At 69.8% G+C, this 13,562-nt stretch carries 12 protein-coding genes; 8 read left to right on the forward strand and 4 right to left on the reverse strand.

All coding sequences use genetic code 11. From position 1 onward, the window contains the following. The first annotated feature begins 21 nt into the window (after window positions 1-21). Genes pseB through pseI form a run of 8 tightly spaced genes read left to right on the forward strand, consistent with a single transcriptional unit; the run spans window position 22 to window position 7,567 of the window. Window positions 22-1,050 (forward strand): UDP-N-acetylglucosamine 4,6-dehydratase (inverting), encoded by a 1,029-nt coding sequence (pseB, locus tag MW290_RS10350; protein ID WP_250194582.1) that lies wholly within the window; start codon window positions 22-24, stop codon window positions 1,048-1,050. After that, the gene (pseC, locus tag MW290_RS10355; RefSeq protein ID WP_250194583.1) at window positions 1,047-2,204 is read left to right on the forward strand and encodes a UDP-4-amino-4,6-dideoxy-N-acetyl-beta-L-altrosamine transaminase; all 1,158 of its coding nucleotides are present in this window, start codon (window positions 1,047-1,049) and stop codon (window positions 2,202-2,204) included. Before pseB ends, pseC begins: the two co-directional genes overlap by 4 nt. Further along, window positions 2,201-2,914, forward strand: a complete 714-nt coding sequence (gene pseF, locus MW290_RS10360) for a pseudaminic acid cytidylyltransferase (RefSeq protein WP_250194584.1) — start codon at window positions 2,201-2,203, stop codon at window positions 2,912-2,914. Before pseC ends, pseF begins: the two co-directional genes overlap by 4 nt. Continuing rightward, window positions 2,904-3,968, forward strand: coding sequence for a UDP-2,4-diacetamido-2,4,6-trideoxy-beta-L-altropyranose hydrolase (gene pseG, locus MW290_RS10365; protein WP_250194585.1), 1,065 nt, complete (start codon window positions 2,904-2,906; stop codon window positions 3,966-3,968). The genes pseF and pseG overlap by 11 nt, the downstream gene beginning before the upstream one ends. Continuing rightward, on the forward strand, window positions 3,965-4,582 hold the full coding sequence (locus MW290_RS10370) for a class I SAM-dependent methyltransferase (RefSeq protein ID WP_250194586.1): 618 nt from the start codon (window positions 3,965-3,967) through the stop codon (window positions 4,580-4,582). The genes pseG and MW290_RS10370 overlap by 4 nt, the downstream gene beginning before the upstream one ends. Then, on the forward strand, window positions 4,579-5,817 hold the full coding sequence (locus tag MW290_RS10375; protein ID WP_250194587.1) for an FAD-dependent oxidoreductase: 1,239 nt from the start codon (window positions 4,579-4,581) through the stop codon (window positions 5,815-5,817). Before MW290_RS10370 ends, MW290_RS10375 begins: the two co-directional genes overlap by 4 nt. Then, window positions 5,814-6,515, forward strand: a complete 702-nt coding sequence (locus tag MW290_RS10380) for a WbqC family protein (protein WP_250194588.1) — start codon at window positions 5,814-5,816, stop codon at window positions 6,513-6,515. The genes MW290_RS10375 and MW290_RS10380 overlap by 4 nt, the downstream gene beginning before the upstream one ends. Then, window positions 6,512-7,567 (forward strand): pseudaminic acid synthase, encoded by a 1,056-nt coding sequence (gene pseI, locus MW290_RS10385; protein ID WP_250194589.1) that lies wholly within the window; start codon window positions 6,512-6,514, stop codon window positions 7,565-7,567. Before MW290_RS10380 ends, pseI begins: the two co-directional genes overlap by 4 nt. Before the next feature lie 60 nt (window positions 7,568-7,627). On the opposite strand, the gene MW290_RS10390 is transcribed toward pseI, so the two are convergent. The 4 genes from MW290_RS10390 to MW290_RS10405 all read right to left on the reverse strand — a co-directional run bounded on the left by MW290_RS10390 (window position 7,628) and on the right by MW290_RS10405 (window position 13,522). Next, window positions 7,628-9,328 (reverse strand): hypothetical protein, encoded by a 1,701-nt coding sequence (locus tag MW290_RS10390; RefSeq protein WP_250194590.1) that lies wholly within the window; start codon window positions 9,326-9,328, stop codon window positions 7,628-7,630. Then, window positions 9,325-10,164, reverse strand: coding sequence for a class I SAM-dependent methyltransferase (locus tag MW290_RS10395; protein ID WP_250194591.1), 840 nt, complete (start codon window positions 10,162-10,164; stop codon window positions 9,325-9,327). Before MW290_RS10395 ends, MW290_RS10390 begins: the two co-directional genes overlap by 4 nt. Window positions 10,165-10,204: 40 nt before the next feature. Next, the gene (locus MW290_RS10400) at window positions 10,205-11,572 is read right to left on the reverse strand and encodes a class I SAM-dependent methyltransferase (protein ID WP_250194592.1); all 1,368 of its coding nucleotides are present in this window, start codon (window positions 11,570-11,572) and stop codon (window positions 10,205-10,207) included. A gap of 120 nt (window positions 11,573-11,692) precedes the next feature. Continuing rightward, window positions 11,693-13,522, reverse strand: coding sequence for an O-linked N-acetylglucosamine transferase, SPINDLY family protein (locus MW290_RS10405; protein ID WP_250194593.1), 1,830 nt, complete (start codon window positions 13,520-13,522; stop codon window positions 11,693-11,695). Window positions 13,523-13,562: the final 40 nt, after the last annotated feature.

The following is a 13,562-nucleotide window of genomic DNA, read 5'->3' on the forward strand; positions in this document are numbered from 1 at the left end:
GCGGCCAGCCGAGGACCCAGCATGCTCAATGACAAGTCGATCCTGATCACCGGAGGTACCGGTTCCTTCGGCAAGGCCTTCGTGAAGACGGTGCTGGAGCGCTACCCCCGCGTGCGGCGCCTGGTGGTCTTCTCGCGCGACGAGCTCAAGCAGTTCGAGATGGGGCAGCAGTTCCCCGAAACCACCTACCGCGCGATGCGCTACTTCATCGGCGACGTGCGCGACCCGCAGCGCCTGCTGCGCGCGATGGAAGGCATCGACATCGTGGTGCATGCGGCCGCGCTCAAGCAGGTGCCGGCCGCCGAATACAACCCCTTCGAGTGCATCAAGACCAATGTGCTGGGGGCGCAGAACGTCATCGAGGCCTGCCTGGACCGCGGCGTGCAGCGCGTGGTGGCCCTGTCGACCGACAAGGCGGCCGCGCCGGTGAACCTGTACGGTGCCACCAAGCTGTGCTCCGACAAGCTCTTCGTCGCGGCCAACGGCATCAAGGGCACACGCGACCTGCGGTTCTCGGTGGTGCGCTACGGCAACGTGATGGGCAGCCGCGGCTCGGTGATCCCGTTCTTCCTGCAGCAGCGGCCGTCGGGCGTGCTGCCGATCACCGATCCGCTGATGACGCGCTTCAACATCTCGCTGCAGGACGGCGTCGACATGGTGCTGTGGGCCATCGAGCATGCCAGCGGCGGCGAGATCCTGGTGCCCAAGATCCCGTCCTACCGCATCACCGACCTGGCCGAGGCCATTGCACCGGAATGCGAGCAGCGCGTGGTCGGCATCCGCCCCGGCGAGAAGATCCACGAAGAGATGATCACCGCCTGCGACAGCCCCAACACCGTGGACATCGGCCGCTACTACGCGATCCTGCCTTCGGGCAACGGCTTCGACCGCGACGAGTACCTGCGCCACCATCGCGCCACCTCGGTGGCACCAGGCTTCACCTACGACAGCGGTGCCAATGACGACTTCCTGAGCGTGCCGCAGCTGCGCAAGCTCATCGCGCAGCATGTCGAGGGCATCTCGATGGTCGAACGCCGTCGCCGTCCATGATTCCCTACGGCCGTCAGCAGATTACCGACGAGGACGTGGCGGCCGTGGTCGCCACCCTGCGTTCGGACTTCCTCACCCAGGGCCCGCAGGTGCCTGCCTTTGAGGCGGCCGTCGCGCATGCCGTGGGCGCGGCCCACGCGGTGGCCGTCAACAGCGCCACCTCAGCCCTTCACATCGCCTGCCTGGCCCTGGGCCTGGGTCCCGGCGACTGGCTGTGGACCAGCCCCATCACCTTCGTGGCCTCGGCCAACTGCGCACGCTATTGCGGCGCTGCTGTGGACTTCGTCGACATCGATCCGCAGACCCGCAACCTCAGCGTGCAGGCGCTGCAGGCCAAGCTCGAAGAGGCCGAGCGCCTCGGCCGGCTGCCCAAGGTGCTGGTGGCGGTGCACCTGTGTGGCGACCCCTGCGACATGCAGGCGCTGCACGCGCTGGCGCAGCGCTATGGTTTTGCGGTGGTGGAAGATGCCTCCCATGCCATTGGCGCGCAGTACCGGGGTCAGCCGGTGGGCAACGGCCGCTGGAGCGACATCACCGTCTTCAGCTTCCACCCGGTCAAGATCATCACCAGCGCCGAAGGCGGCATGGCGCTGACCCAGCGGGCCGACCTGGCCGAACGCATGCAGCTGCTGCGCAGCCACGGCATCACCCGCGATGCCGCCGCGATGACTCAATCGCCGGACGGCCCCTGGGCCTATGAGCAGATCGACCTCGGCTTCAACTACCGCATGACCGAGCTGCAGGCCGCGCTGGGCCTGAGCCAGCTGAACCGGCTGCACCACTACGTGCAGGTGCGCCAGCAGCTGGCCGCCCGCTACGACAAGGCACTGGCCGGCCTGCCTCTCACGCTGCCCTGGCGCGATGCGCGCGACCAGAGTGCGCTGCACCTGTATGTGGTGCGTGTGCAGCCTGGCGCGCCGATGGACCGGGCGGCACTGTTCGAGCGGCTGCGTGCCCGCGGCATCGGGGTCAACGTGCACTACATCCCGGTGCACACCCAGCCCTACTACCGCCGCCTGGGCTTTGCGCCCGGCGACTTTCCGCAGGCCGAGCGCTATTACGCCGAGGCCTTGAGCCTGCCCCTGTTCGCCGGGCTCACCGATGAACAGCAGGCCACGGTGGTGGCTGCCTTGCACGAGGCGCTGGCGGCATGAGGCTGGCGCTGATCCCGGCGCGTGGTGGCAGCAAGCGCATCCCGCGCAAGAACATCCGCGACTTCTGCGGCCGTCCGATGCTGGCCTGGCCGGTGGCTGCGGCGCTAGAAAGCGGATGCTTCGACCGCGTGGTGGTGTCCACCGACGACGAAGACATTGCCCAGGCCGCTCGCGAAGCGGGAGCCGAAGTGCCCTTCATGCGGCCCGCGACGCTGGCCGACGACCAGGCCGGCACCATCGCCGTCATCCGCCATGCCATCGGCGAGCTGCTGCCAGAGGCCGGACACGACGATCTGGTGTGCCTGCTGTATGCCACAGCGCCCTTTGTGCAGCCGGCCGACCTGACGGACAGCCTGGCGAAACTGCGTGCCCGGCCAGAAGCCGATTTCGCGCTGTCGGTGTGCGCCTTTCCGGCGCCCATCCAGCGCGCGCTGCGGCTGGATGCCCAGGGCCGGGTCAGCATGTTCGATCCTGCGCAGTACAGCCGCCGCTCGCAGGATCTGGAGCCGGCCTTCCACGACGCCGGCCAGTTCTGCTGGGGCCGCGCCGATGCGTGGATGACCGTGACCAACGTGTTCACCCCCGCCTGCCTGGCCTTCCCGTTGCCACCGCACCGGGTGCAGGACATCGACACGCCCGACGACTGGCAGCGCGCCGAATGGATGTTCCGCGCCCAGGGCTTGGCCGGAGGGCCGCGCCATGAAGCCTGATGTCGCCCCAGTGGTGCTGGCCCTGAGGGCCGACGCGTCCACCGAGGTGGGCTCGGGCCATGTGATGCGGTGCCTGGCCCTGGCCGAAGCGGCCGAGGATCTGGGCCAGCGTGCCGTGTTCGTGTGCCGCGCGCTGCCCGGCGACCTGCGGGGAGAGATCAGCGCCCGCGGCTTCGAGGTGCTGACCCTGCCGCTGGATGCGCAGACGCCCTGGACGCCCGAGCGCGACGCCCAGGCCACGCTGCAGGCGCTGGCCACGCTGGCGCAGCCGCCGCGCTGGCTGCTGGTGGACCACTACGGCCTGGGCGCCGACTGGCACCGCAGCGTGGCCGCCAGTGGCGCCGCCATCGCCGTGCTGGACGACCTGGCCGACCGGCCCTTGCAGGCCCGGGTGCTGATCGACCAGAACGCGGTGACCACGCTGCACCGCCGCTACCCCGCGCTGGTGCCGCCCGATTGCCAACTGCTGCTGGGGCCGCAGTACACGCTGCTGCGGCGCGACGTGCGGCTGGCTGCCCAGGAGCGCGCCGCGCAATCACGCCAGCAGCTGGCGGCCGGTCCGGTGCTGCTGTTCCTGGGCGGGGCCGACGCCGACGGCCTGACGCTGCAGGTGCTGGATCACCTGCCCACCGCGGGCCTGGCGGGCCCGCTGCAGGTGCTGGCCGGCGCGATGAATCCCCACCAGGCGGCGCTGCGCAGCCGCTGCCAGGCGCTGGGCCATGGCTTCGAGGTGGCGCGCCGCGACATGCGGCCACTGCTGGCCCGCACGCGCGCGGCCGTGGTGGCCTGCGGCATGTTCGCGGTGGAACTGCAGGCGCTGGGCGTGCCGTGCCTGCTGCTGCCGCTGTCGGACATCCAGCGCCAGGTGGCCGAGCACTTCAGCCGCCACGGCCGTGCGCTGCTGTTGCAGGCTGACCGCATCGGTGAGCCCCGGGCGCTGGCACGCGCGCTGGACCAGCTGATGACCCTTCCTTTCGAGCCCGGCGGCGACACCGCCGTGGCCCCCGACGGCGCCCGCCGCGTCGTGCAACACCTGATCGAGAGCGCCGCATGAACGAGAGCATTGCCGACCACTACCGCAGCCTGCTGCAGGCGCACGGCGATTCGCATGAAGCGGCACAGTACTCCTCGCGAGAGTCGCAAGAGGCGCGTTACGCGGTGCTGGCCGAAGTGGGTGACCTGCAAGGCGCCCGCGTGCTGGATTTCGGCTGCGGCACGGGACACCTGGCCACCTGGCTGCAGGGCCGCGGCATCGACTGCCGCTACACCGGGGTGGACATCGTCACCGAATTCTTCCCGCACGCGCGCGCCAAGCATCCCGGCCACCGCTTCGGCACGCTGGCCGACTTCGAGGGCGAACGCTTCGACTATGTGCTGGTGAGCGGCGTGTTCAACAACCGCATGGACGACAACGCGGCCTTCCTGGCGCGCACGCTCGAAGACCTGTTCGCGCGCACCGACCGGGCGCTGGCCTTCAACCTGATGAGCGCCTACGTGGACTACCAGGACCCGGGCCTCTGGTACGCCCGGCCCGAAGACGTGTTCGGCCTGGTCAAGAAGCTGACGCCCTTCGTCTCGTTGCGCAACGACTACGTGGTCAAGCAGGTGGCCGTGCCCTTCGAGTTCGCGGTGTATGCCTACCGCCAGCCGCGCGAGGTGCTGCGGTGAACGTGGCGGTGGTGGGCGGCGGCTATTCCGGCTGCCTGGCGGCATTGCTGCTGGCCGAACAGGGCCACCGCGTCGATCTCTACGAAGCCGGCGATGCGCTGGGTGGCATCCTGCGTGACGCGGTGCTGCCACAGGGTCGCTTCTTCCCGGGTTGCCAGTACATCAACATCGACCCGGTACTGATGGCCCTGGTGGACACGGTGGAAGGCACCACGCTGCAGCGCTTCGACCACCGCTACGGTTCGTGGAACGACCTCTTTGGTGCCGTGCGGGTGCACCACGACTTCGCGCAGCCCGTGGTCCCCGGGCCGCTGGGCGCGCTGCAGCCCGTGGCCGAGGGTGAACAAGACACGCTGGGTGGCCGCCTGGCCGCCTATGAAGCCCGGGTGGCGGGGCCTTTGACGGCCTGGGCCGCGCGCCATGGTGCGCCGGACGCACTGGCTGCGCAGAATGCCGCCGCCCTGCAGGTGGGCCGGGTGTTCTATGCCGACGATGCTGCCGCGATGCAGCAGGCCAAGCAGCAGGATGATCGGGCCGACCGGCTCTACGGCCTGCCCCGCAGCCACTTCGATCCGCCGCGCCCGCTGCAGCAGGCGGCCCTGCCGCTGGACGGTTTTGATGCGTTCATCCAGGCGCTGCAGACGGCGCTGCAACGCCGGGGCGTGCAGATCCACCTGCAGGCGCCGGTCAAGCCCCTGCCGGGTGCGGACGGCCGCATCCAGCTGCAGCTGCGGCAGCAGCCCATCGCGGCCGATGCCGTGGTGTGGTGCGCCAATCCCACCGCGCTGCTGCAGCGGCTGGGTGGTGAGCGGCTGCAGTCGCCCGCGCTGCGCTGCGTGAACCTGTTCGCCAGGCTGGAGGGCCGGGCGCCCGAGGCACCGGTGTACTACCAGGCCTTTGGCGCCACGCATCCGTTGCTGCGCCTCTTCTGCTATGGCGGTGAGCGCCCGCGCATCACCGTGGAAGCGCTGGACGAGGCGTGGCCGCTGGCCGATCTGGTGGCCGCCGCCGAGCAGGTGCTGCACGACCTGGGCTGGGACTTGCGGCTGGCCGATGCCAGCCTGCAACCGCAGCTGCGCTACTCGCTGCTGACCACCCACGACCTGCACTGCATCGAGCGCTTCGGTCGGCAGGCGGCGCGGCAGGGCATCATCACCGGCGGCTGGCAGCACTATGGCCGCGATCCGCGGCTGCACCACATCTTTGCCGAGATGGCGGCGGCGGGCCTGGCATGAAGCGCTGCGCCATCATGCAGCCGACCTACCTGCCGTGGTCGGGCTATTTCCATCTGATGACGCAGGTGGACGTCTTCGTGCTGTTGGACGACGTGCAGTTCCAGCGCCGCAGCTGGCACACCCGCAACCGCATCCTGCTGCAGGGCCGGGAGCACATGCTCACGGTGCCGGTAGCCGCGGCCCACCAGCGCGACCGCCTGCACCAGGTGCAGACCGTGGCCGAGGAGCCTTGGCGCGCGCGCCACTGGGCCACCCTGAGCGCCGCGTATGCCAAGGCGCCGCACGGTCGAGCGCTGCTGGACCTGCTGCAGCCGCTGTACCAGGCACCGCTGGCCGATCGCGGCCTCACCGCCTGGAACGAGTCGCTGATCCGCACCCTGGCGCAGGCGCTGGGCATCGACACCCCGCTGGTGCGTGCCACCACGCTGGGCTGTGGCGGCCAGCGCTCGGAGCATCTGCTCAACCTGTGCCTGGCGCTGGGCTGCGACAGCTACCTCTCGCCCCGCGGCTCCCGCGAGTACCTGGAAGAGGACGAGTTCGAAGCCAATGCTCAGGTGGCACTGGACTTCCAGCAGTTCGATCCCAAGCCCTATGCGCAGCTGCGCGCCGAGTCCTTCGTGTCCCACCTGTCGGTGATCGACGTGATCGCCCAGCAGGGAGTTTCTTTTGCGGCCCGCTACGTGCGGGGTGAAGCATGAGCCAGCATCCCTCCATCACCATCGCCGGCCGACCCATCGGCATCAACCACCCGCCCTACGTGGTGGCCGAGATGTCGGCCAACCACAACGGCAGCCTGGAACGCGCGCTGCATCTGCTGGAAGTGGCACAGCAGGCCGGGGCCGACGCGGTGAAGATCCAGTCCTACACCGCCGACACCATCACCCTGCCGGGCGACACCGAGGACTTCATCATCCGCGGCGGCCTGTGGGACGGACGGCGGTTGCATGAGCTGTACCGCGAGGCCGAGATGCCCTGGGACTGGCATGCCCCACTGTTCGCCCATGCACGCAAGCTGGGCATCACGCTGTTCAGCTCGCCGTTCGACCGCACGGCCGTCGACCTGCTGGAATCGCTGGATGCCCCGGCCTACAAGATCGCCTCGTTCGAGGCGGTGGACCTGCCGCTGATCCGCTATGTCGCGTCCACCGGCAAGCCGATGATCATCTCCACCGGCATGGCCAATGCACAAGAGGTGGCGGAGGCGGTGCAGGCCGCCCGCGAGGGCGGCTGCCGCGAGCTGGCGGTGCTGCGCTGCGTGAGCGGCTACCCCGCGGCGCCGCAGGACTACAACCTGCGCGCCATCCCCGACCTGGTACAGCGCCACGGCGTGGTGGCCGGCTTGTCGGACCACACGTTGGACGACACCACGGCCATCGCCAGCGTGGCGCTGGGGGCCGCGCTGGTGGAAAAGCACTACACGCTGGACCGCAACGGCGGCGGCCCGGACGATGCCTTCTCGCTCGAGCCCGCAGAGCTGGCTCGCTTGTGCCGCCACCTGCGCACGGCCTGGCAGGCGCTGGGCGTGGTGCGCTACGGCCCCGCGGCCAGCGAGAACGGCAACGTCAAGTTCCGCCGCTCGGTGTACTTCGTCAAGGATCTGGCCGAGGGCGAGGTGGTGACCGAAGACGCCATCCGCGTGGTGCGGCCCGGCTATGGCGCCGCGCCCAAGCACTACGAAGCTTTCCTCGGCAAGCGCATGCGCCGGGCGGTGGCGCGTTACACGCCGGCGCAGCTGGCCGACGTGGGCTGAGTCAGCGGCGGGACGCCGCTCGGGCGTCAGGCCGCCGGCCTGTCAATGTCGGCAGGCTTGTCAGGCGTCGAACAGGCGGCCGTCGGCGGCCGTCAGGCGCGGTGCAAATTCGGCACGTTGCGCTGCCAGCAGGTCGACGAAGCGGCCACTGCCGTCCAGCAGCTGGTCGATCAGCTGCAGTGCTTCGGGCCCGTGCATCGGCGGCAGGCTGGCCAGGGTGCTCAGCGACGAGGCGCTGGGCAGCTCGTTCGGCCGGATCTCCTCCGACACGTGCATCACGTAGCTGCCGCTCTCGAAGAACTCGATGGCGCCCGAGGTCAGTTCGCCATGGCAGATGCACACGTCCGCGGCCTGCGCCAGCTGGTCGATGGGCAGGGCCATCACCTGCTGCAGGGCTTCGGGCGTCTGCCCCAGCGTGCCGGCCACCACCGGCAGGCAGGCGGCGCCGGGCTTCAGGCGCACCAGCAGCTGCACGCCGGCCTGCGCACATCGCTGTGCCAGGGCCTTGTGGAATTGCGCCATGCCGATGAAATCAACATGGCTGATACCGCGGCCCGACAGGGCATTGAGCAGCAGGCATACCGTCTTCACCGCCGGCCGCACGGGCGGGTTGCGCCGCGGTGACAGGCGCACCGGCCGCGTCTTCACGCGGGCCCCCCACACGGTGCGCACCGGCGAGGCGAAGCCATCGCGTTCGATGGCCGTCACGTTCAGGCCATGCGGCAGCGGCTGCGTGGGGTAGGAGGAGTGCGGCAGCACCGTCACCTCGCTGCCCAGCTGCGCGGCCACCGAAAAGAGCGGGCCCATGGCGCCGGTGTCGTGATCGGTGAGGATGAAGTGCGGCCGGCTGCCCTGCAGGGCGCGCATCAGGCCCTGGTAGTTCACCGCCTGCAGGTAGCACTGGTCGGCAAACAGCTCGGCCTGGCGGCGCAGGGCCTCGGGCTGGGTCAGCAGGTCGGCCAGCTCGCGCATGTACAGCGCGCGGGCACGTTCACGGTACACCGCGCATTCGGGGCCTGCCCACTCGGCGGCCATGCGGGCTACGGGTGCCAGCGGCTGTCGTTCGCGGCTCAGCGGAATGTCCCAGAAGGGGCTGGGCAGCTCCAGCACGTGGTTGTGCCGGCGCGCGATCTCGGCCACGAAGTGGGGCAGGTTGGCGTAGACGGTGGGAATGTGCACCACCGCTTGTGCACGGCCCGCGCGGGCCTGCTGCTGCAGCCAGGTGAAGTCGAAGCAGTGGGCGGACGCATCGTCCACCCAGTGGGCGACGTCGTCGTAGTGGTCCACCACGCGCCAGCGGTCGGACGCGGCGCAGAAGGTATCGGTGCTGACGTAGGAGTCGAAGTAGAACTGCTGCGGTTTGCGGGGGCGGAAGACGCCCACCGCACGCTCCGGGAAGTGACCCTCGCAAGCTTCGCCGAGATGACGCGCGATCAGGGCCCGCAGGAAGAAGAAGCGCAGCGGGCCGTGGTCCCAGCCCGCCAGCATCCCGTCGCCGAACAGGCGTTCGCGTTCGCGGGTGAGCTGCTGATCGATGGCCTGCGCGCGCGTCATGGCCTGGGTGCTGTTGCGCGAGTGGCAGTGGCGGCCCACCTGCAACGGCCGGTACTCGAACAGCGCCGGGTCGAGGCCGGCGCGGGCGGCTTCGTCCACCAGGCCGGGGTCGATGAAGATCTGCTTCAGCCCCGCATACGGCGCCGGGTTGTTGCAGAAGTGCGCGATGTCGCTGTGCTGCAGGAACAGCAGGGCATCGATGTTCATGGCTTGCGGCAGATCACCGTCACGCCGTTGGCCAGGTCCAGCGGCAGCGTGGGGGTCACGTTGCGCTCGAACCAGTGCAGGAAGGCGCGCACACCCTCGTCTTCGTAGAAGCGGTCCATGGCCTTTCGGTAGGCCAGGAAGCCATCACCGCCCAGGGCCGCGGCGACCAGCGCGTTCTGGCGGAAGAAGCTCTGAGGCACCAGGTCCAGCAACTCCACACCGGCCACGTCGGCGGCCGTCTGCAGCTCCTGCGGCGAAGCCGATGCGTAGAACGCGCCGGCGATGCCTTTCGTGCGGTTGTCATAGCCGAACTTCTCGTAGTCCAGCTTGGCGTCGCGGGTCGCCAGCTCGTAGTTGGCGCGGTTGCAGTGGTCGAACACCAGCGTGCCGCCGGGTTTGAGCACGCGGGCCGCCTCCTTCAGGATCAGCGGCCAGTCGCGGAAGTGCGGGATCACCCAGCGGGTGACGATGCCGTCGAAGCGGGCGTCCTCGAAGGGAAGGGCGTACACGTTGCCTTCGACCAGCGTGATGCGGTCGCCCGGTGAGTCGGGCTGGATCTTCTCGAGCATCGCACGGCTGATGTCCACGCCGGTGGTGTCGAAGCCTTGTGCCGCCAGCGCCTTGGTCAGCACGCCGGTGCCGCAGCCCAGGTCCAGCACACGCGCGCCGGGCGCCAGGCGCTCGGTGAAGCGGGCCAGGTACTCGCTGGTGACGAAGTGGGTGAGGTCGCTGCGGTTGTTGGTCGTCTGGTCGTAGACGGTGGCGCGCTGCGGCGAGGTCCAGGCCCCGCTCTTGAACTGCTTGTTGGCGTGAAGGCTGACGGACAGGTCGGACATGGTGGTGTGCGGTGGGTGTAAGACGTCGGGGCTGCGGCGTTCAGGCCGCCTTGGCCGCGGGGCGCACCAGGTCGCCGCACAGCGTCGGCACGCGGTGGCGGTGCGGGTACTTGTTCAGCAGCACGCGGGCGCTGTCGTGGAACTCGGGCGGCACCACGTAGTCGCCCACCGAGTTGTGGAACAGCGGCACGTCCAGGATCTGCGCGATCGGCTGGCCCACGCGCTCCTCGGCCTGCAGGCACAGGTCGGTGCCCCACAGGTGCCAGCCCAGGGCCGGATCGATGGCCAGCTTGGTCTTGGCATGCAGGCACACGGCCAGCTCGTCGATCGAGACGCCGGCCTGCGTGGGTGCGTTGCGCATCAGGTGGCGGCGGTCCACCACCATGCCGGCATGGCGGGTCTGGCCGGGCCGTTCGGGGTCCATCTCCAGGCCTGCGAAGCCGACGGGCGCGCCGTTGAGGCCAGCTTCTTCCAGCGCGCCCAGCTGCAGCGCCAGCGCATAGCCGGTGCCGCGCGGGAAGTACACGTCCTGGTGGGCCATCACGCGCCAGGCATGCTTGGCCTGGGCGGCCCCCTTCGCATAGGCCTCGGCGGCGGTGGCGGCTTCCACCAGGATCAGCTGCGCGCCGGCTTCCATCAGGCCCGGCGAGCGGGCGATGTTCAGCTCCGCCTGCCAGATGCGATTGACCGGCACGATGACGCTGAACTGTGCCCGCTTGCCGGGCTTGATCAGTTGCTGCATCGGCCACTTGCTGCACACCACGATCATCTGGTAGCAGTCGAGGTTGCGCATGGCGGTGGCGGCGGGAATGCCCAGCGCCTGGGCGGCCTGCACCACGTGGTTCAAAAAGGGCGTGCGTTCGAGGTCGAAGCGGTACTGGTCCTGCAGGTGCGGCAGCCAGGCGCTGTCCAGGAACAGCTTGTACAGCGACGAGGGCGAGAAGAAGCGCACATGCGTCTGGTCGAGCAGGCCATTGGGGTCGTAGCTCATGTCGCCCGAGATCAGCCGCTGCACCACCGACAGGTGAGCCATGTTGGGCACGCAGCAGACGATCTTCGCGTCGTCGGCGGTCAGGTCATACAGCGCGTCCAGCACCTTGGCGGGGTCGCGCAGGTGTTCCAGCAGGTCACCGATCACGATGGTGTCGTAGCCGCCTTCCAGCTCGCTCAGGTCGGCGTGGTCCAGGTCCATCTGCAGCACGCCGTCGAGGTGCGGGCGGGCGGTTTCCACCGCTTCGGCCGACAGGTCGATGCCGTGCCACTGGGCCTGCGGATGCAGCTCCTTGAAGCGGCGGCCCAGGCGGCCGTTGGCGCAGCCGAGTTCCAGCACCTTGCGAGCGCCCGGCGGGATGGCGTCCAGCAGCTTCTGGTTCAGGCCATCGTAGTAGTTGGCGGGCACGGCACTCATCACGTCTCCTGGAGCGGCCTGGCCGCGGTGGGTGGGCCGGCGGCCCTCGCCACCGGTAACACGACCAGTCTAGGAAACGGGTGCTGCCGGCAAGCGGCGAACAGCAGGCCGCTTCGGGCGCTATTCGGCGCTGCCGGCCGCAGGCGCGGCGGGCAGGTGATCCGGCGGCAGGCCGGCCTGCTGGCGCTCGAACATGCGCTGCAGCAGGGCTTCGTAGTCGCGGGCGTAGCGCGTCGTGTCGAAGAGGGGCAGGCGCAGGCGTTCTTCCCGCAGGTGCTGCTGCAGCGTGCGCAAGGCCTCGGGCTTGTGGGCCAGGGCCACCGCCATGCGCACGTAGGTGGCCTCGTCGGCACAGGCCATCTGCGGCAGGCCGCAGGCCGTCACCAGGCTGGCGGCCACGCGGCTGGCGAAGGTGTCGCCGGGCACGGTGAGCACCGGCACACCGGCCCACAGCGCCTCGCTGGCGGTGGTGTGGGCATTGCAGGGCCAGGTGTCCAGGAAGAGGTCGGCCTGCTGCAGGCGCGCGATGTGCTGGTGCAGTGGCGCCTTCTCGGCAAACACCAGCCGCTCGGGCGCGATGCCGCGGGCCGCGAAGGCCTGCACCAGGTTGCGCTGGCCATGGTCGTTCCAGCTCAGCAGCCACATCACCGTGTGCGGTGCCTGCGTCATCACCTGCGCCCACAGGTCCACCATCGCCGGCAGGAACTTGTAGCTCTGGTTGAAGCAGCACAGCACGACGGCGTCTTCCGGCAGGCCCAGTTCCGAGCGCGAAGGCGCCGGCGGCAGGGCGCGCCGGCTGTCATTGGGCTGGTAGCTGGCCGGCATCTGGGCGATGCGTTCGGTGTAATGCGGCGCGTGTTCCAGCGGCGTCACCACCGGGTCGCCGATCACGTAGTCCAAGAAGTGCGCGCCGGTGGTGCCGGGGTAGCCGAGGAAGCTCACCTGCACTGGCGCCGGCCGCATGGCCAGCAGCTCGAAGCGCGTCTGCCGGGTGTGGCCCTTGAGGTCGATCGCGATGTCGATGCCGTCGGCCCGCAGGCGGCGGGCGATGGCCTCATGGGTGAAGGTGCTCACGTCCACGAAGTGATCGCCGGCGGCGCGCACCCGGGCGCCGATGGCGCTGCCGTCGTCCGCGCCGTGCGAGTACAGGAAGACTTCGAAGCGCTGCTGGTCGCGCCGCTCCAGCAGTTCGGTGACCAGCATCGCCGTGGCATGGTTCTGGAAGTCGGCCGACAGGTAGCCCAGGCGGATGCGGCCCGGCGCACGCGGCCCCGTTGGCGGCAGCGCCTGCAGGTGGCGGGTGGTGTGGGCGGTGAAGCCCTCGGCCAGCCGGCGCTGGCGCATCGCGCCGGCCGGCAGCGCCAGCAGCGAGAAGGGCGTCAGGTTGCCGATGGTCTGGGGCGTCGCGTGGTCCACGCAGTCGAACAGGTCGGTGATGTCCTGGTCCAGGGCGTCCCAATCGCAGGCCTGCATGCGGGCCGACACCAGCTGTGGCAGTGCCAGCGCCCGCACGCCGCCCTCGCGGTCCACCGTGATGGCGGTGCGGAAGCAGACGCTGGCTTCCTTGTCGCGGTGCAGGTTCTTGAAGGCCAGGCCCATGCGGTAGTGGGTGATGGCGTGGCTAATGTCCTGCGTCACCGCCTGGATGTACAGCGGGATGGCTTCCTGCGGTCGCAGGTCGAGCAGCAGCGCGGTGCCGTGGGCCGAGAGGAAGTCGGCGCTGCGCGGCACGCCGGCCGGCAGCGAGGCATACACCTCGGCCGCCTCGCGGTGGCGGTTCTGGCGGCTCAGGCATTCGGCCTGCAGCGCGCAGGCCAGTGCATGCGTGGGCGCCAGTCGGCGCACCTGCCGGAAGGCTTCGGCGGCCTGCTCCCAGCGGGCGGCTTTCATGGCGTCGATGCCGGCCTGCCAGTGGCGTTCGGCAGGGGAGGCGGTTGCGTGGGCGTTCATGCGGCAGTCGAAGGTTCGGCGCCAGTCTAGGCAGCGGACC

Source organism: Aquincola tertiaricarbonis (assembly GCF_023573145.1).
Classification (GTDB): domain Bacteria; phylum Pseudomonadota; class Gammaproteobacteria; order Burkholderiales; family Burkholderiaceae_C; genus Aquincola; species Aquincola tertiaricarbonis_B.

Bases quoted from the DNA above. Each gene is read 5' to 3' on its own strand.
- pseB (WP_250194582.1), top strand. From the start codon at position 22: ATGCTCAATGACAAGTCGATCCTGATCACCGGAGGTACCGGTTCCTTC.
- pseC (WP_250194583.1), top strand. From the start codon at position 1,047: ATGATTCCCTACGGCCGTCAGCAGATTACCGACGAGGACGTGGCGGCC.
- pseF (WP_250194584.1), top strand. From the start codon at position 2,201: ATGAGGCTGGCGCTGATCCCGGCGCGTGGTGGCAGCAAGCGCATCCCG.
- pseG (WP_250194585.1), top strand. From the start codon at position 2,904: ATGAAGCCTGATGTCGCCCCAGTGGTGCTGGCCCTGAGGGCCGACGCG.
- MW290_RS10370 (WP_250194586.1), top strand. From the start codon at position 3,965: ATGAACGAGAGCATTGCCGACCACTACCGCAGCCTGCTGCAGGCGCAC.
- MW290_RS10380 (WP_250194588.1), top strand. From the start codon at position 5,814: ATGAAGCGCTGCGCCATCATGCAGCCGACCTACCTGCCGTGGTCGGGC.
- pseI (WP_250194589.1), top strand. From the start codon at position 6,512: ATGAGCCAGCATCCCTCCATCACCATCGCCGGCCGACCCATCGGCATC.
- MW290_RS10390 (WP_250194590.1), bottom strand. From the start codon at position 9,328: ATGAACATCGATGCCCTGCTGTTCCTGCAGCACAGCGACATCGCGCAC.
- MW290_RS10395 (WP_250194591.1), bottom strand. From the start codon at position 10,164: ATGTCCGACCTGTCCGTCAGCCTTCACGCCAACAAGCAGTTCAAGAGC.
- MW290_RS10400 (WP_250194592.1), bottom strand. From the start codon at position 11,572: ATGAGTGCCGTGCCCGCCAACTACTACGATGGCCTGAACCAGAAGCTG.
- MW290_RS10405 (WP_250194593.1), bottom strand. From the start codon at position 13,522: ATGAACGCCCACGCAACCGCCTCCCCTGCCGAACGCCACTGGCAGGCC.